The organism is Microbacterium sp. CGR2 (genome assembly GCF_003626735.1).
Taxonomy (GTDB): Bacteria; Actinomycetota; Actinomycetes; order Actinomycetales; family Microbacteriaceae; genus Microbacterium.
On sequence record NZ_RBHX01000001.1, the window covers coordinates 616,995 to 634,135 of the forward strand.

Here is a 17,141-nt window from a genome sequence, read left to right on the forward strand (position 1 = left end):
AGAGGCACATCGTGAAGAACAAGATCTTGACGACAGCGGCGGGAATCGGCACCGTCGCCGTCCTCGCGCTCACCGGCTGCTCCGCCGGCGGCGGCCCGTCCGCCGACGGCACCGTCACCCTGCAGATGGTCGAGAGCCTGACCAACCCCGCCCGTACCGACCTGATCCGCGGTCTCCTCGACGAGTTCGAGAAGGAGAACCCGAAGATCAAGGTGAACCTGGTCTCGCCACCCACCGAGCAGGCTGACGCCAAGATCCAGCAGATGCTGCAGTCGGGCAAGGGCGTCGACCTGCTCGAGGTGCGCGACATCACCGTCGGTCCGTTCGCCAACAACGGCTGGCTGTACGACATGGGCGACGACGTCAAGACGTGGGACGGCTGGGACGCCCTCACCGAGAACGCTCAGGCCGCGTCGGTCGCGGAAGACGGCAAGACCTACTTCGTCCCCTACGGCTTCTACGGCCTTTCACTGTTCTACCGCACCGACCTGGTCGAAGAGGCCGGCTTCGACGGCCCGCCGCACAGCTGGAAGGACCTGCTGGAGCAGGCATCCGCCATCCAGGACCCGTCGAACAACATCTACGGCTACGCGTTCCGCGGCGGACCGAACGCGAACAGCAACGTGGTCGCCGCGATCGAGGCGTACGTCATCGACGACCTCAACGTCGACGACGCTTTCCTGATGGAAGACGGTTCGACGATCTTCGCCGCGCCGGAGGCTCAGGACGCGGTCGACGACTACTTCGAGCTCTTCAAGAAGGCATCCCCGCCGTCCGCCGTCTCCTGGGGCTACCCGGAGATGGTCGCCGGCTTCACCAACGGCTCCACCGCCTTCCTGCTGCAGGACCCCGAGGTCATCGCGACCGTGCAGGACTCGAACCTCACCGAAGACCAGTGGGACACCGCCCCGCTTCTGGTCGGACCGACCGGGAAGGCCGCGCAGCCGCTGGCCGTCGCCGGCTGGGGTGTCGCCGAGAAGAGCCAGAACAAGGAAGCGGCCGTCAAACTCATCGAGTTCCTGTCGTCGGCCGAGCCCGCCACCGAGTTCGCCCAGGCGAACAGCCTGGTGCCGATCATCGCCGACGCGGCGGACGACGAGTTCTACTCCTCGGGCCCGTGGACGAGCTACGTCACCATGACCGAAGACCCGGAGACTTACATCAACGTGCGCCAGCCGCGCGGCGTGAGCTGGTGGACCGAGTGGATCCAGAAGTCCGACGAGGATGTGCAGCGCGTCCTCCTCGGCGACATGAGCACCAGCGACCTGCTGGCGTCGTGGGATGAGTTCTGGACCGAGAAGTACGCGGAGCAGGGCTGACCGTGGCCCGCACCGTCCGTGAAGGAGGCTCCGTCGGCACTGCCGGCGGGGCCTCCCCGGCATCCCGTCGGCGTCCGTTCCGAAGCCGCCAAGCGCTGACCCTCCTGGCGTTCCTCACGCCGGCGATCATCTTCGTGTGCTGGTTCACCTACTGGCCGATGCTGCAGGGTGCACGCATGGCCTTCCACGACTGGAACCTGTGGGACCTCACGTCGACGCCCTTCGTCGGCTTCGAGAATTTCGTCACCGTGTTCCAGGACCCGTCGTTCCCGGTGGTGGCGTGGAATTCGGTGCTATGGGTCGTCGGCTCTCTCGTCCCCCAGCTCGTCATCGGATTCCTCATCGCGCTGGCCCTGCGCAAGCGGTTCCGGTTCCGCGGCGTCTACCAGGCTCTCGTCTTCTTCCCGTGGGCGGTCTCCGGATTCCTCATCGGGATGCTGTTCCGCTGGATGTTCAACGCTGAGTTCGGAGTCGTCAACGACCTGCTCATGAAGGCGGGGCTCATCGACGCGCCACTTCCGTGGCTGGCCGATCCGAAGCTCGCGATGTTCGCGGTGATCGTCGCGAACATCTGGTACGGCGTGACGTTCTTCGCGATCATGATCCTCGCGGCGCTGCAGTCGGTGCCCGAAGAGATGCTGGAGGCGGCGAGCATCGACGGTGCCGGCAAGGCCCGCCAGCTCTTCTCGATCATCATCCCGTACATCTCGATGACGCTGCTGCTCACGGTTCTGCTGCGCGTGATCTGGATCTTCAACTTCCCGGACATCATCTACGCGATGACCAACGGAGGCCCGGCGAACCAGACCCACATCGTCACGACGTGGATGATCAACTACACCCAGCAGGGCAACTACGGCATCGCGAGTGCGATCGGTCTGATCGTCGTGGCGTTCCTGTTCGTGTTCTGCGCGTTCTATCTGATGGCGATGCGGAGGGTCCAGCGATGACCATGACCGGAATATCCACGCCGGCGCCGCCGTCGTCCGAGACCCGCCGGATCACCGTTCCCGAGGGTGCCGCACGGGGGTCGTCGAAGCCGCGCGTCACGGTCGGCGGCGTGATCCGCGTCGTCGGGCTCGGGCTCTGGCTCATCATCACCCTGTTCCCGCTGTATTGGATCGCGCTGACGTCGCTCAAGTCGTCCGGCTCCATCAACGCGTATCCGATCGAGTACTGGCCCAGTGAGCCGACGCTCGCGAATTACACCAGCCTGTTCGAGCAGAGCTCGTTCGGCGTCTTCCTCGCCAACTCCGCTCTCGTGGCCGTCGTCGGTGGCGCGGTCGCGACGCTCATCGCCCTGCTGAGCGCGTATGTGCTGGCACGGTTCGAGTTCCGGGGCAAGGGCGCGATCCTCATCGCCTTCCTGCTGACGCAGATGATCCCCGCGTTCATCGCGCTGGGACCGCTGTACGCGATGATGACCGACCTGGGTCTGGTCGACACGAAGCCCGGGCTCATCCTCGTGTACATCGCGATCTGCATCCCGTTCTCGACGGTGATGCTGCGCGGGTTCTTCGAGAACGTCCCTGACGCGCTCGAAGAGGCAGCGATGATCGACGGGTGCTCCCGCCTCGGCGCCCTTTTCCGGGTGCTCGTCCCCGTGATGACGCCCGGCATCATCGCCGCGTTCATCTTCAACTTCGTGAACTGCTGGAACGAGCTGTTCCTGTCGGTGGTGCTGATGAACACCGACGCGAACCGTACGGTCCCCTCGGCGTTGAACGGCTTCATCTCGACGTTCAACATCGACTGGGGCTCGATGAGTGCCGCAGCGGTCCTGACGATCCTGCCGACCATGGTGATGTTCGCGCTCGCGAGCAAGTGGATCGTCCAGGGCCTGACGGCCGGAGCGGTGAAGGAGTAGCCGTCACCTGCTTCCGGTCGCAGAAAAGCTCCCATCCGCCCGGCAGATGGGAGCTTTTCTGCGACCGGAACGTGTCGTCAGGAGTCGGGTGTCAGACCAGACGCTGCTTCGGAGAGACCCCGTACGTGTGCTCGGCGTCACGGTTGACCGTGTCGCCCAGCGCGGTGTCGATGGCGGCAAGGGTGTCGGCGTCGAGCTTCACGCCCGAGGCCTTGACGGTCTCGGCGAGCTGCTCCGGACGGGATGCTCCGACGAGCGCAGCGGCGACGTTCGGATTCTGCAGCACCCAGGCGATCGCGAGCTGCGGCATCGACAGGCCCGCCTCCTCGGCGATCGGCTTGAGCTTCTGCACGCCCGTGAGGATGTCGTCCTGCAGGAAGCTCTTGATGAAGTCGGCGCCGCTGTGCGGGTCGGTCGCGCGCGACCCCTCGGGCACCGGCTGACCGGGGAGGTACTTGCCGCTGAGGACGCCCTGCGCCATCGGCGACCAGACGATCTGCGAGATGCCGAGCTCTTCGGATGCCGGGACGACCTTGCCCTCGATGACCCGCCACAGCATCGAGTACTGCGGCTGGTTCGAGATGAGCTGGATGCCGAGCTGCTTCGCCAGCGCGTGGCCTTCGCGCAGCTGCTCCGCCGTCCACTCGGAGACGCCGATGTAGAGCGCCTTGCCCTGACGGACGACGTCGGCGAACGCCTGGAACGTCTCCTCCAGCGGCGTCTCGTAGTCGAACCGGTGCGCCTGGTAGAGGTCGACGTATTCGGTGCCGAGGCGCTTCAGCGAGCCGTTGATCGATTCGAGGATGTGCTTGCGGCTCAGGCCGGTGTCGTTGGGGCCCTTCGGGCCGGTCGGGAAGTAGACCTTGGTGAAGATCTCCACGCCCTCGCGGCGCTGGCCTTCGAGCGCCTTTCCGAGCACGACCTCCGCCGCGGTGTTCGCGTAGGTGTCGGCCGTGTCGAAGGTGGTGATGCCGGCTTCGAGCGCCGCATGGACCGTCTTGACGGCTGCGTCGTCGCCGACCTGCGAGGCGTGGGTGACCCAGTTGCCGTAGGTGATCTCCGAGACCTTGAGACCGCTGTTACCGAGATAGCGATAGTTGACCATGATTCCACGCTACTGCTTCGGATGCGGGTGGAGGCCAGGATTCCGTGACCGGTCTCAGGTGACCTGAGCGGATGCGCCCGAGAGTCTCCCGGACTCCTGCGTCGCCGGGGTGGCTCAGGTCGCCTGAGCCGAAGCCGCCGGTGGCGACGGCGTCACCGGCGTCGTCACTATGTCCGCGCGGTCTCGGAACCCCTCGGCGGTCACCTTGTCGAGCGCGACCTGCCGGCGGATGGCGGCGGCCTTCTCGTACAGGCTCGGGTCGCCGTAGCTGGTGAGCACCTTCACCAGGACGGGGAGCAGCTCGATCATGAAGAACAGCGCGGCGATCAGGATGTGCGCCCACAGGATCGTCGGCTCCTTCTCGCTGAGTCGGTTGAGACCGCTGATCTGACTGAGGAGGCCGACAGCTCCGGCGTTGCCCTGGGCCACGGCATCAGCCCTGGCGTTGTACGCGGCGAGCGCCTGGTCGTACGAGTCGCGCGCGGCAGGGAGTTGCGACTGTGCCTGCTCGCGGTTCTGCGACTCGGACGACGAGGTGTTCTCCTTTGCGGCGGTGCCGGCGGCGGCGAGCTCTTCGTTCGCCGTGCGCAGCTGCGCGGCGAGGGCATCGTAGGTCTGCTGCGCCTCGGCGAGCTGCGCCTGGGCGGCATCCGAACTGGCGCCTTCGCCGTTGACCCCGGTGCAGCCCGGCACGGTGCCCGCACCCTCGCCGGTGAGTTCGCACTGGTACAGCGCCCGCGCCTGGTCGATGACGGCCTGCTGCTCGGTCATCTTCGCCGTCACGTCGTCGACCGTGGCCTGTGCCGCGGACTCCGTCGCCGACGACGACTCGGTGCCGGCGACGATCCCCGTCGCGGCCTGGTTATCCAGTTCGGCGACCCGAGCGGTTGCCGCGTCGAGAGCGATCTTCTCCGGGCCGGTCTCCAGCGCCTCCTGGTCGGACTGCGACTGCGTGATGTTGGTCGCCGCGACCTCGCGCGCGATGTCGTTGTGGAAGATCTGCAGCACGAGCGGCTCCGCGACCACGAAGCCGATGATGGCGGCCATGATCACACGCGGGATGGCGAGACCGATGAGCTTGAAGACGTTGCGCGTCGAGGTCATCGTCGACGTGAGGAACCGGTCGAGGTTGAAGATGATGAGCGCCCACACCATCGCCAGCGGCACGGCGAGCCAGATCGCCGCCTGCACGCCGGTCGTGAGCGCGAACAGCATCGAGATGGCGGAGACGAGCGCGGTGCCTGCGAGCACGAAGAACATCTGCACGAATCGGGGTGTCTCACCGGGAACGCGGTCGAGGATCTCGCCCTCGGCCCCGCCGAGGATCGCCAGCGTGCGAGCGCGGGAACCGGGAGTGCGGGGAGGACGCGGCTTGCGGACACGCGGTTCCCGGACACGCGGTTCGCGGACGGGCTTCTCTGCGCGTGGTGCTGCGGCGGCAGCGTCCGGCTCGGCGGACGCCGGGGTCGCCTCGGAGCTCGCGGAGTCGGCGAGCGGCTCCGAGTCGGAGCCCGAGGGCTCGAACTCGCGCAGGAAATCGAGATCGTCCGTGTCAGCGTTCGGGTCGCTGTCGAGGATGATCCGACCCTGCGAGTCGAAGCGACCCGGTCGGTGGGCGGAATAAGGCATCCCACCAGAGTAGAGAACGGTGTCTGTGGGTCCCGTGGAAGAGTGCTCGGAGTCGCTCCCAGGAACACGTCTGCCCCGGGCGTGGAGGCTCAGCTATCCCCGAGGACCCGATCCACGGTCGAGCCGAACGCCGCGAGCGCCGCGTCGAGCGTGAAGTGGCCCGCCGCGGCGAGGGTGCCCAGCCCGTGGATGAGGCCCCACAGCGCCACGACATCCTCGGGTCGGTCGAGTCCGACGGCCACCGCCGCATCGGCGAGTACGCTCTCGAGTCCGTCGATCAGCGGCGCCATGGTCGCCGTCGGGGACCCGGGAACGCAGACGGTCGGGTCGTAGATCGCATCGAACGCATGCGGATGCTCGATCGCGAAGCGCACATAGGCCGCGCCCCCGTCGACCAGCGCGCTTCGCGGAGAGTCTGCTGCGCCGACGGCCGCGCGCACCTGAGTCAGCAGGTCCGCCATGCTCCGCTCGGCAAGAACCTTGAGCAGCCCCAGCCGGTCGGCGAAGTGGTGGTAGGGCGCGTTATGGCTGACATCGGCGGTCCGCGCGACCTCACGGAGGCTGATCTCGGCCGCCGGCATCCGCTCGAGCAACTGCATCGCCGCATCCTCCAACGCCCGTGGGAGGTCCCCGTGGTGATACCCGCCCTTAGAACTTGACATGAGCAACATTCTCTCCTATCTTGACAGTGTCCACCAGCTTGACACTGTCCAGATTGGAAAAAGCTCATGACCGCTCTCGTGATCGACGGCCACCCCGACGCCCGCTCTCTGACCGCAGCTCTCGCCCAGCGCTACGCCGACGCTCACGGCGGCGCCCGGGTTCTGGCGCTTCGCGACCTCGACTTCGACCCGCATCTGCGCTTCGGCTACCGCGAGCGGATGCTGCTCGAGCCTGATCTCGCAGATGCGAAGCGCGCTCTCGCTGAAGCAGACACCGTGGTCGTCGCGATGCCGCTCTGGTGGGGCTCGGTGCCCGCGGTACTCAAGGGATTCTTCGATCGAGCGCTGCTTCCGCAGCAGGAGTACCGCTACACCAAGCTCGGGCTGCCGCAAGGACTTCTGTCCGCCCGTCGGGGTCGTCTGCTGCTGCTCGCCGACACCCCCTGGTTTGCGGCACCGTTCACCGGACTGCCCGCTCAGACCCAGGTCGCCCGCAACACGATGCGACTGTGCGGCATCCGATCTGTGCGCACCCACCGGATGCTGGGCGTCAAAGACGCGTCAGAGGCGACCATCGCGCGTTGGCTCGACCGCGCCGCCCAGCTCGGAACGAAAGACGCCCGAGCCGCTGTCGCATCTTCTCCGCGGTCCGAGCCGGAATTCGCGGCTTCCTCGCGACCGGAAGCCTCGAACGGTCAGGCCATGGCGGCGGAGGCAGCCTCGTCCTCGGTCGTCGCGACCAGTTGACCGCATGCCCCGTCGATCTCCTTGCCGCGTGTGTCGCGGAGAGTCGTCGGGATGCCGGCGTCGTTCAACCGGCGTACGAACTCGTTCTGGGCTTCGCGCGTCGACGAGGTCCAGATCGATCCGGGGGTCGGGTTCAGCGGAATCGGGTTCACGTGCACCCAGCCGCGGCCGCGCTCGTTGAGCTTGTCGGCGAGGAGGTCCGCGCGCCAGGCATGATCGTTCATGTCCTTGATGAGGGCGTACTCGATCGACACCCGGCGTCCGGTCTTCTCGTAGTACTCGCGCGCCGCGTCGAGGGCCTCGTCGACCTTCCATCGCGAGTTCACCGGGATGAGCTCGTCGCGGAGATGATCGTCAGGCGCGTGCAGCGAGAGCGCGAACGTGATGGGGATGCCCTCGTCGGCCAGCTTCTTGATCGCGGGAACCAGCCCGACGGTCGAGACGGTGATGCCTCGAGCGCTCATCCCGAGGCCGTCCGGCTGCGAGGCCACCATGCTGCGAACCGCATCCATGACGCGCTTGTAGTTCGCCAGCGGCTCACCCATGCCCATGAAGACGATGTTCGAGACGCGCTCCATGCTGTGGTCGTCGGACTTCTTGCCGCCGAGCCCACCCTCGGCGATCAGCCGGTTCGCCCGCACGATCTGCTCGATGATCTCGGCCGTCGACATGTTGCGGGTGAGCCCCGCCTGGCCGGTCGCACAGAAGGGGCAGTTCATTCCACAACCCGCCTGGCTCGACACGCACAGCGTGATGCGCCCCGGGTAGCGCATGAGCACCGACTCGACCAGCGCGCCGTCGTGCAGTCGCCACAGGAACTTGATCGTGTCGCCCTTGTCGGTCTCGAGGCGCCGCACCTCGGTGAGCAGCGGCGGGAGCATGCCGGTGACGAGCTCTTCCCGGATGCCGGCGGGCAGATCGGTCATCTCGGCGGCGTCGGACGTGTAGTGGCGGAAGTAGTGCGTGGAGAGCTGCTTGGCCCGGAATCCCGGCAGCCCCAGCTCCTTCACCTTCGCGACACGCTCGTCGGGAGTGAGGTCGGCGAGGTGCACGGGAGGCTTGCCCCGCTTGGGACTGGCGAACTGCAGCAGCGGACGCCCCTCGGCATCCTTCTGCTGGGTCCAGCCTTCGGTCTTCGGGCGCACCTGCGCCGGCTTGGTGGATCGCACTTCCCCCGAACGGGACGACGCGGGCGCTGTCGCGGGGCGCGTCTCGCGCGTGCGGGGAGAATCGGTCATGGATACCAGGGTACGCGGTGACGGGTGGGAGCGGCCTGGGTCGGCTGTCGCGGCAACGGCGAGCGAGGTTGTCCGTACAGGTGGCCGTCCGCGAGAATGGACACACCCCACCCCAAGGAGCTTCGATGTCCGACCGTCTCGACCGCGCCCGCACCACCGGCATCCTCGCCGTACTCCGGGCACCATCCCCCGAAGCAGCGCTGGAGGCGTCCGAGGCGATCATCCGCGGCGGGGTCACGGGCATCGAGGTGACGTTCTCCACTCCTGACGCGCCGTCGGTGATCCGTGAGCTGATCGCGCGACACGGCGACACGGTCTATGTCGGAGCAGGCACCGTGACCGCTCCGGAGCAGGCGACTCTCGCCGCGGATGCCGGCGCGGAGTTCCTCGTCAGCCCCGGGACTCTCCCCGCCCTGACCCGTGCGATGCTCGACACCGGACGCGTCGTCATGACGGGAGCGATGACGCCCACCGAGGTGATGGCCGCTCTAGAGCTCGGTGTCGACGTGGTGAAGATCTTCCCCGCCTCGCTCGGCGGTCCGTCGTACCTGGGTTCGCTGCGCGGACCGTTCCCGGACGCCCCGCTCATGCCGACCGGCGGGGTGACCCCCGACAACCTCGCGGCCTGGTTCACGGCCGGTGCGGTGGCCGTGGGCGCCGGCGGCGACCTGGCGAACGGCGCCTCCATCGCAGCAGCCGACTGGGCTGACCTCGAGCAGCGCGCCGCCCGCTTCAGCGCGGCCCTCGCCGCCGCGAAGGGGTGATGCCCGACCTGCTGCCCTGGGCCTGGGCGGCGCTCGGGCTGGCCGCGGTCACGATCGGCATCTCCAAGACGGCGCTTCCCGGCGGCAGCATCCTCGCCATCGCCCTGTTCGCGGCGGTACTCCCGGCTCGCACGTCGACGGCCGCGATGCTTCTGCTCCTGATGGTCGGCGATGTCTTCGCCTTGATCACGTACCGTCGCCACGCGCATTGGCCGACTCTGCTTCGTCTCGCGCCCGCGGTGATCGCCGGTCTCATCGCCGGGTTCGCGTTCCTCGCGCTCGCCGGCGACGGGATCGTCCGGCGCGCGATCGGCGTGATTCTGCTGCTGATGATCGCGGTGACCCTCTGGCGGCGATGGCGACAGGACAGAGCGGATGCGGTGGCGACCGCACGCGGCGGCATCCTGCTGTCCGGCGTCTACGGCACCCTCGGCGGGTTCACCACGATGGTCGCGAACGCCGGCGGTCCGGTGATGTCGATGTACTTCCTCGCCACCCGCACCCCCGTGCAGGTCTTCCTCGGCACCTCGGCCTGGTTCTTCGCGATCATCAACCTGATCAAAGTGCCGTTCCTCGCCGGACTCGGACTGTTCGAGGGACAGGTCCTGCTGATGGATGCCGTGCTCGCTCCCTTGGTCGTCGTCGGCGCGCTCGCCGGCATCCGTCTCGCGAAACGGATGGATCAGCGCCTTTTCGACCGCATCGTCATCGTCCTGACCGTGCTCGGCGCCCTCTACCTGCTGTTCTGACTGCCGCGCTCAGTCGAGGAAGATATCCGGGAACAGGGCGTTGTCGGGGGTACCCGGGATGGCCGCGTACCCGGAGAAGTCGGTGATGCCGTCCGCCTCCAGCACGTCCTCCACGATGAGGGAGCGTCCGCTGTAGGTGTCGGCCGGCTTGAGCAGCACGGAGTACGCGGCATCCGCGTAGATGTCGGCCGTGCGGCTCGCCGCCATGACCTTGTCGCCGCCGAGGAGGTTCTGCACGGCCGCCGTCGCGATCGTCGTCCGGGGCCAGAGCGTGTTCGCGGCGATGCCGTCTCGGGCGAACTCTGCCGCCAGCCCGAGCGTGACCATGGTCATGCCGAACTTCGCGAGCGTGTACCCGGTGTGCGCTCCGAGCCATTTGGGCGTCGGGTTCAGGGGCGGGGAGAGCGAGAGGATGTGCGGGTTCTGCGCATCCTTCAGCATCGGAACCGCGGCACGCGAGAGCATGAAGGTGCCGCGGACGTTCACGTCCTGCATCAGGTCGTACTTCTTCGCGTCGAGGTCGAGCGAGCGCGACAGGTCGATGACACTGGCGTTGTTGATGACGATGTCGATGCCGCCGAACTCGCCCTGCGTCTTCATCACCGCCTCGGTGATGTGGTCGTCGTCGCGCACGTCGCCGACGATCGGCAAGGCCTGCCCACCCGCTTCCCTGATCAGTTCGGCGGCGCTGTGGACGGTGCCTTCGAGCTTCGGATGCGGAGTGTCGGTCTTCGCGAGCATCGCGATGTTCGCACCGTCTCGGGCCGCGCGCAGTGCGATCGCGAGGCCGATGCCACGGCTGCCGCCCGACATGAGGATGGTCTTGCCTGCCAGTGTCATGAGTTCTCCTTGGTTCGGTGCGTTCCGGTCGCGGCTCATCCTGCATCCGCACCGGAAAAGCGTGCGGGGTCTACTTCGGTGCCATCCGGATGGCACCGTCGAGTCGGATCGTCTCGCCGTTGAGGTACGGGTTGGCCACGATGTGCTCCACGAGGGCGGCATATTCGTCGGGGCGGCCGAGGCGCGAGGGGAAGGGCACCTGCTGACCGAGCGAATCCTGCGCCGCCTGAGGCAGCCCCATCAGCATCGGCGTCCCCATGATCCCGGGGGCGATGGTGCACACGCGGATGCCGTGACGTGCGAGTTCGCGGGCGACCGGCAAGGTCATCGCGTGCACTCCGCCCTTGGATGCCGCGTAGGCGGGCTGCCCGATCTGCCCGTCGAACGCGGCGACGCTCGCGGTGTTCACGATCACGCCGCGCTCCTCGTCCTGCAGGTCGTTCTTCGCGATCACGGCGGCTGCCTGCGACAGGACGTTGAAGGTGCCGACGAGGTTGATGCGGACGACCCGCTCGAAGTCGGCGAGCGCGACCGGATTGCCGTCGCGGTCGAGCACCTTCGCGGGCGGCGCGATGCCGGCGCAGTTGATCACGACACGCAGCGGTGCCGCGGCCTGAGCTGTGGCGACCGCGGCGTGCACGTCTTCTGCGCTCGTGACGTCGGCGGCGACGAAGAGTCCGCCGAGTTCGTCGGCGATCTCCCCCCCTTTCGACGAGGCGAGGTCGACGATGGTGATGTGCGCGCCAGCAGTGGCGAGTCTGCGCGCCGTGGCGAGGCCGAGGCCGGAAGCCCCGCCCGTGATGAGCACGCCCTGTTCGCTGATCTGCATCTGAAGTTCTCCCTCGAACGTCGACGTGCGGCTCGCTGTCGTGAAACGCAGTCTCAGCCTACGTGGTCTCGGGTGCGCGCCAGAAGCCGAGTGCTGCGCCAGGATGGAACGATGTCGATCCCCGCCGAAACCGTCGTGGTACCCGAGCAGGTCCGCCTCCTCGCGCACGGCGCCGACCTCGTCTGCGTCTGGCACAACAACCTCGGGGGCCTGACGTTCCGAGCCACGGGGGCCGATGAGCCTTTCTACATCAAGTGGGGCCCGAGGAACGCCGAGTCCACACTGGAAGACGAGGCCGAGCGCCTCACCTGGGCATCTCGGTGGATCACCGTGCCCACCGTCCTCGACCACGGTCACGACGACACCCACGAGTGGCTGGTGACCGCCGCGGTCGAGGGTCTCAGCGCCGTGGATCCCGTCTGGGTGGCTCAGCCCGAGACGGCCGTTCGGGCCGTGGGGGCGGGCCTTCGGGTGCTCCACGACAGCCTCCCGGTGGCGGTGTGCCCCTGGGACTGGAGCGTCGCCTGGCGCATCGCGAACGCAGAGGAGCGCGGCATCGAGATACCGGCTGCCCTGCACACCCCTCCCCCGATCGATCGCCTGGTCGTCAGTCATGGCGACGCCTGCTGCCCGAACACTCTCCTGGATGCAGAGGGCCGCCCGCTCGCACACGTCGACCTGGCCCTGCTCGGGGTCGCCGACCGCTGGGCCGACATCGCCGTCGCCGCCATGAGCACCGAATGGAACTACGGGCCCGGCTGGGAGGACACACTCATCGAGGCGTACGGCGTCGAGCCCGACCGCGAGCGCCTGGCCTACTACCGAGACCTCTGGAACGCGGGCTGAAAGGCACCCTCCGCGTCGCGTGGCCGGCAGGCCACCGCTCCTTCAACTCCAGACGAAGCGGAAGGTGCCCAGAGCCGCAGCCGCAGTGAGCGCCAGCACCATGATCATGGCCCCGCCGAGCAGCGCCCCGCCATCGCGTGGATGCAGCCGCGACGGTCGTGACCAGGTGCGCGGAATGTCTGACCCGAAGCCCCGCGCTTCCATGGCGAGAGCCAGCTTCGAGCCGCGGCGCACGGCGAAGACCAGCAGCACGAAGGCCATGGAGAAGAACCGCCGAAGCACCCCGCGGTCTCCGACACCGCGTGCGCGGCGGGCGAGACCCATGGTGCGCCAGTCATCGAGGAACAGTCCCAGCATCCGGGTGCCGGCGAGGATGCCGAGAACGAAGCGACTGGGAAGCTTCGCCACCTGCGAGAGAGCATCCGCGAGCTGCGTCGGGTCGGTCCCGCCGAACAGGAGGATCGTCGGCAGACCGAGCGCGATCACCCGCAGGCTCACGGCGATCGCCAGCGAGATCGAGTCGTCGCTGATGGTGGCGAAGCCGAACGTCCAGTAGACCTCGCCCGCCGGTTCCGCGTACAGCAGCATGCTGATCCCGGCTACCGGCGCGAAGACAGCGATCGGCAGCAGCCGTTTCAACACGGTGATCAGACGCAGCCCGGTCAGCGGGAGACACAGAAGCTGAAGGGCGATCGCGACGAGGGCGCTGACGATGTCGATCGATGCGAACAGCGGCACCGAGAGGAGCACGGCGAGCACGATCTTCGTCACCGGATTGACGCCGTCCAGCCACACCGACCGTGCTGTCTCGGTCACCGTCACGATGCGGTCTCCAGTTCGATGCGGTGTCCGCCCAGGTGCCGGATCACCGCGTCGTCGTGCGTGACGGCGACGATCGAACGACCTCGGGCGATCTCCTCCTGCAGCAGGGCGACCAGGGAGATCCAACCGCGACGGTCCTGTCCGAACGTGGGTTCGTCGAGAACGATGATCTCGGGTGCGCCTGCGAGCACCGTGGCCACAGACAAGCGTCGTTTCTGGCCCCCCGAGAGCGTGAAGGGATTGGCCAGAGCGAGCGAGGTGAGGCCGAGACGCTCCAGCAGCTCGTCCACGACAGCATCCGTGCGTGCCTTCGTCCACCCGAGCGCGCGCGGCCCGACAGCGAGTTCGTCACGCAGGGTCTGGGCGAGGAACTGATGCTCCGGCTCCTGAAACACCATCCCGATGCGGGTGAGCAGTTCGCGGGATGTCCAACGGATGGGTCGCAGACCGCGGCGCCCAGCGAGTTCCGGCGCTGCGCGCACCTCACCGGTGTACTCCGGGATGAGGCCGGCGAGCGTCAGCGCCAGGGTGGACTTGCCCGTGCCGTTGGCGCCGGTGATCACCGTCGCGTTCGCGCGCGGTACGTGCACCTCGAGACCCGATCGCACGGCGACGCCGGGCTCGCGGGCGACCGAGAGGTCGGACGCCGAGAGCGCGTCGGATGCTGTCACCTGCTCCAGCACGGGCAGGTCGATGCCACGGCCCGGCACCCAGACGCCGGCATCGGCGAGTGCGGCGCCGTGCTCGCCGAAGACCCGGTCCGGCGCCCCGTCCGCCAGGAGACCTCCGTCCGCGGCGAGCACGATCACCCGAGTCATCAGGTCGACCCAGATCGGGGTCCGATGCTCGACCACGACGAGCGTGGCGCCCGTCGATGCGACAGCGCGTTCGACGCTCGCCCGCACCTCGCGCACACCGTCGGGGTCGAGGTTCGCTGTCGGCTCATCGAGCAGAAGAAGGCCGGGGCGCATCGCCAGGACTCCGGCGAGCACGAGCCGTTGCTTCTGACCTCCCGACAACGCCTTCGTCGGCCGTTGCAGCGGCACATCGAGGCCGACCGCATCCATCGCCTCGCTAACGCGTCCAGGGATCTCGGACGCCGGAACGCCGAGATTCTCGCAGCCGAAGGCGATGTCATCCGCGACCTTGGACAGGACGATACCGGCATCCGGATCCTGCAGAACGAGCCCCACCTCGCCGCGGCGCGACTCGGGTGCGGCGCCATCGACCAACAGGGTGCCGGTCCGATCGCCTTCGTCGGCATCGCCCAGCACACCGGCCAGGCCCGCGAGCAGGGTCGACTTCCCTGCCCCCGATGCGCCGAGGAGGAGCACCCTCTCCCCGGGTTCGATGGAAAAGCTCACGTCGGCGACCGCTGGGCGCTTCCGTCCGGCGTACCTCCACCCCCAGCCCGCCGCCTGCACGCGGGCCGGGGATGCCACGGTCATGCTCAGACCTCGCGCATGTGCTCTCGCCCGACGGCGAAGCGGCTGAGGGCACCTGTGACCGCCAGCGCCCGCACCAGCAGCCAGCCGACGAGGCCGGCCAGGATCGCACCGGAGATGACGACGCACACCAGGTAGATGGTGTTGAACTCGAACGACTTCAGGATGTTGGGCGAGCTGCCGTAGAAGAGCTCGAAGATCCACGCGGCAGCCGCCGCGCCCATCCCCGCGAGCGCGGCGACGACGATCCCGAAGCGGCGGTAGAGGAACAGGGCGAAGATGAGCTCCGCGCCGAGCCCCTGCACGAGACCGGAGAGAACGGTCGAGATGCCCCAGACGTTGCCGATCAGCATCGAGACGATTGCTGCGACGAGTTCGACGACCAGCGCGGCACCGGGCTTGCGGATGACGAGGCCGCCGACGACTCCGCCGAGCAGCCAGATGCCCACAGCGATCCCGCCGAGTCCCGGCGTCAGCGCGTCGGCCGCGCCGAACCATGCATAGCCGATCGTGTTCCAGCCCCAGAAGACGAGGCCGATCGCGACACCGAGAACAGCAGCGACAACGATGTCGACGACGCGCCAACGCCAGAGCTGCGGGTCGCTCAGCCCTCGATGCGTCGTGGCAGAGACCCGATCCTTGGCGGACGGGGACGTGGATGTACTCATCTGAACTCCTCCCTGCGCTGGCATTACCCAGATCAGGTTCGACGGTCGAAGCGCGATTCGCTCCCTCTCAGCCCGGCTCGCCGGACTCCCGTGGTTGTGCTGACGATACTACCGCGGACACGACACCCCGTGTCGCGGCGGCCCGCGCAGCAGATTCTCGCCCGGGATTCGGTACCGTAAGCGAGTGACCGCCCCAGATCCCGTCGAGGATGCCACCGCCATCCTTCAACCTGACGCCCGGTGGGCGGACGACGAGGTCCCCGCGACGGCACTGACCTGGGTCGACCCGGCCGCTGTGGCCGCGCATTCCCCCGGCGCGACGCTCGACGAGACCGCGAAGAGCGAGAAGGTGGTCAGCGTCATGAGCGGAGCACGGTTGCAGCCGCCGCTCGCCCGTCCAGGCGTGCTCATCCCCCTCGGCCTGCTGGCGACGCTGGCCGTCGCTTACACCGGGACGACGCTGCTGTGGCCGCTGCACGAAGTCGCGCCCACCGTGCAGGCGGTCGGGTTCGAGACGATACCCGCGCCCGCCGCGGCGATGACCTGGCCGGCGCAGGGCAGCGCCTCCGTGGGTATCGCCGGGGTCGGCGCCTCGGCATCCGCCGCCGAAGCCGTGAGCATCGCGAGCATCACGAAGGTCGTCAGCAGCCTCATGGTGCTCGATCGGATGCCGCTGGCGCTCGGCGAACAGGGCCCCGAGTTCTCCTTCACCTTCGGCGACAGCATCGACTACTGGAACTACCGCCGGGCCGATCAGTCCGCGCTGGATGTTCCGGTCGACGGCGTGCTCACCGAGTACCAACTGCTGCAGGGCACTCTGCTGGGATCGGCCAACAACTACATCGACCGTCTGGTGGCGGAGATCTGGGGATCCGAAGAGGAGTTCGCCAGTGCCGCCGCGATCTGGCTGAATGACCGGGGTCTCGACGGCATCACCGTGGTGACGCCGTCCGGCTTCGACGAGCGCAACGTGGCGACACCCGAGGCGTTGATCGACCTCGGCGAGTGGGCCATGAAGAACCCGGTGTTCGCCGAGATCGTCGGCACGAAGTCCGTCGATCTGCCCGGCGCCGGACGGGTCGAGAACACGAACGGGATGCTGGCCGACCCTGGAGTCGTCGGCATCAAGACCGGCACCCTCGTCGGCTGGAACCTGCTCACGGCGAAGGACGTGCAGATCGACGACACCACGGTGCACCTGTTCGCCGCGGCCCTCAATCAGGACGACGACAAGCAGCGCCTCGCCGCGACGCGCTCGTTGTTCGCCGAGATGGAGGCGGCGCTGCAGGCACAGGAACCTGCGGTCGCCGAGGGCACGATCGTCGGCGAAGTCACCACCGTGTGGGGCGAGAAGGTCGACGTCGTCACGGATGCCGATGCCGAAGTCGTGCTGTGGAACGGCGCCATCGCGACGGCGACTCCCGTTTTCGAGTTGGGCGACGAGACGGCGGAGGGCGCAGAGGTGGGGTCGCTGACCACCGCCGGGCCGATCGACACGACCACCACCGCGCTCACCCTCGCAGAGGAGCTCGAGGGGCCGAGCCCGTGGTGGCGCCTGACCCATCCACTCGAACTGCTCGGCATCGACGCCGACGCCGACGGATCGTGACG

The 17,141-nt window shown here is 67.9% G+C and carries 17 protein-coding genes and 1 riboswitch; of the genes, 8 read left to right on the top strand and 9 right to left on the bottom strand.

Translation table 11 applies throughout. The annotated features are described in order from the left end of the window. Positions 1-11: 11 nt before the first annotated feature. The 3 genes from D7252_RS03220 to D7252_RS03230 are packed head-to-tail and all read left to right on the top strand — an operon-like array spanning position 12 to position 3,186. Positions 12-1,319, top strand: a complete 1,308-nt coding sequence (locus tag D7252_RS03220; RefSeq protein WP_120774079.1) for a sugar ABC transporter substrate-binding protein — start codon at positions 12-14, stop codon at positions 1,317-1,319. A 2-nt stretch (positions 1,320-1,321) separates the two neighbouring features. Then, positions 1,322-2,269, top strand: a complete 948-nt coding sequence (locus D7252_RS03225) for a carbohydrate ABC transporter permease (RefSeq protein ID WP_120774080.1) — start codon at positions 1,322-1,324, stop codon at positions 2,267-2,269. Further along, complete coding sequence (locus tag D7252_RS03230) at positions 2,266-3,186, top strand: carbohydrate ABC transporter permease (protein WP_251050584.1); 921 nt, start codon at positions 2,266-2,268, stop codon at positions 3,184-3,186. Before D7252_RS03225 ends, D7252_RS03230 begins: the two co-directional genes overlap by 4 nt. Before the next feature lie 91 nt (positions 3,187-3,277). Here D7252_RS03230 and D7252_RS03235 read toward each other — a convergent pair whose 3' ends face one another. From D7252_RS03235 to D7252_RS03245, 3 genes are all read right to left on the bottom strand, one after another. Next, positions 3,278-4,291, bottom strand: a complete 1,014-nt coding sequence (locus tag D7252_RS03235; RefSeq protein WP_120774081.1) for an aldo/keto reductase family protein — start codon at positions 4,289-4,291, stop codon at positions 3,278-3,280. A 114-nt stretch (positions 4,292-4,405) separates the two neighbouring features. Further along, on the bottom strand, positions 4,406-5,920 hold the full coding sequence (locus D7252_RS03240) for a DUF4407 domain-containing protein (RefSeq protein ID WP_120774082.1): 1,515 nt from the start codon (positions 5,918-5,920) through the stop codon (positions 4,406-4,408). Positions 5,921-6,009: 89 nt separating this feature from the next. Continuing rightward, a complete protein-coding gene (locus D7252_RS03245; protein ID WP_120776771.1) occupies positions 6,010-6,582 on the bottom strand; it encodes a TetR/AcrR family transcriptional regulator in 573 nt (190 codons plus the stop codon). Positions 6,583-6,648: 66 nt separating this feature from the next. Between D7252_RS03245 and D7252_RS03250 the strand changes: the two genes are divergently transcribed. Next, the gene (locus tag D7252_RS03250; protein WP_120774083.1) at positions 6,649-7,329 is read left to right on the top strand and encodes an NAD(P)H-dependent oxidoreductase; all 681 of its coding nucleotides are present in this window, start codon (positions 6,649-6,651) and stop codon (positions 7,327-7,329) included. On the opposite strand, the gene rlmN is transcribed toward D7252_RS03250, so the two are convergent. Continuing rightward, positions 7,278-8,567, bottom strand: coding sequence for a 23S rRNA (adenine(2503)-C(2))-methyltransferase RlmN (gene rlmN, locus D7252_RS03255; protein ID WP_183055158.1), 1,290 nt, complete (start codon positions 8,565-8,567; stop codon positions 7,278-7,280). The two genes, D7252_RS03250 and rlmN, sit on opposite strands and share 52 nt — an antisense overlap. Positions 8,568-8,692: 125 nt before the next feature. Between rlmN and D7252_RS03260 the strand changes: the two genes are divergently transcribed. After that, complete coding sequence (locus tag D7252_RS03260) at positions 8,693-9,331, top strand: bifunctional 4-hydroxy-2-oxoglutarate aldolase/2-dehydro-3-deoxy-phosphogluconate aldolase (protein WP_120774084.1); 639 nt, start codon at positions 8,693-8,695, stop codon at positions 9,329-9,331. Beyond that, positions 9,331-10,080, top strand: a complete 750-nt coding sequence (locus tag D7252_RS03265; protein WP_120774085.1) for a sulfite exporter TauE/SafE family protein — start codon at positions 9,331-9,333, stop codon at positions 10,078-10,080. Before D7252_RS03260 ends, D7252_RS03265 begins: the two co-directional genes overlap by 1 nt. 9 nt (positions 10,081-10,089) lie before the next feature. Here the strand turns inward: D7252_RS03265 and D7252_RS03270 are convergent, their stop codons facing one another. After that, a complete protein-coding gene (locus D7252_RS03270) occupies positions 10,090-10,920 on the bottom strand; it encodes an NAD(P)-dependent oxidoreductase (RefSeq protein ID WP_120776773.1) in 831 nt (276 codons plus the stop codon). A 70-nt stretch (positions 10,921-10,990) separates the two neighbouring features. Then, entirely contained in the window at positions 10,991-11,749 is a 759-nt protein-coding gene (locus D7252_RS03275) for an SDR family NAD(P)-dependent oxidoreductase (RefSeq protein ID WP_120774086.1), read from the bottom strand. A 111-nt stretch (positions 11,750-11,860) separates the two neighbouring features. Here D7252_RS03275 and D7252_RS03280 point away from each other — a divergent pair, with 111 nt between their 5' ends. Next, on the top strand, positions 11,861-12,595 hold the full coding sequence (locus D7252_RS03280) for an aminoglycoside 3'-phosphotransferase (protein ID WP_120774087.1): 735 nt from the start codon (positions 11,861-11,863) through the stop codon (positions 12,593-12,595). Between the two features lie 42 nt (positions 12,596-12,637). Here the strand turns inward: D7252_RS03280 and D7252_RS03285 are convergent, their stop codons facing one another. The 3 genes from D7252_RS03285 to D7252_RS03295 all read right to left on the bottom strand — a co-directional run bounded on the left by D7252_RS03285 (position 12,638) and on the right by D7252_RS03295 (position 15,530). After that, positions 12,638-13,417 carry an energy-coupling factor transporter transmembrane protein EcfT gene (locus D7252_RS03285; protein ID WP_120774088.1) on the bottom strand — a complete coding sequence of 260 codons (780 nt, stop codon included), beginning with the start codon at positions 13,415-13,417 and terminating at the stop codon, positions 12,638-12,640. Beyond that, positions 13,414-14,865 carry an ABC transporter ATP-binding protein gene (locus D7252_RS03290; RefSeq protein WP_120774089.1) on the bottom strand — a complete coding sequence of 484 codons (1,452 nt, stop codon included), beginning with the start codon at positions 14,863-14,865 and terminating at the stop codon, positions 13,414-13,416. Before D7252_RS03290 ends, D7252_RS03285 begins: the two co-directional genes overlap by 4 nt. 2 nt (positions 14,866-14,867) lie before the next feature. After that, the gene (locus D7252_RS03295) at positions 14,868-15,530 is read right to left on the bottom strand and encodes an ECF transporter S component (RefSeq protein ID WP_251050586.1); all 663 of its coding nucleotides are present in this window, start codon (positions 15,528-15,530) and stop codon (positions 14,868-14,870) included. Then, a riboswitch (TPP riboswitch) is annotated at positions 15,521-15,632 on the bottom strand. Its footprint overlaps the gene before it by 10 nt. Before the next feature lie 82 nt (positions 15,633-15,714). Between D7252_RS03295 and D7252_RS03300 the strand changes: the two genes are divergently transcribed. Then, positions 15,715-17,139 (top strand): D-alanyl-D-alanine carboxypeptidase, encoded by a 1,425-nt coding sequence (locus tag D7252_RS03300; RefSeq protein ID WP_120774090.1) that lies wholly within the window; start codon positions 15,715-15,717, stop codon positions 17,137-17,139. Positions 17,140-17,141: the final 2 nt, after the last annotated feature.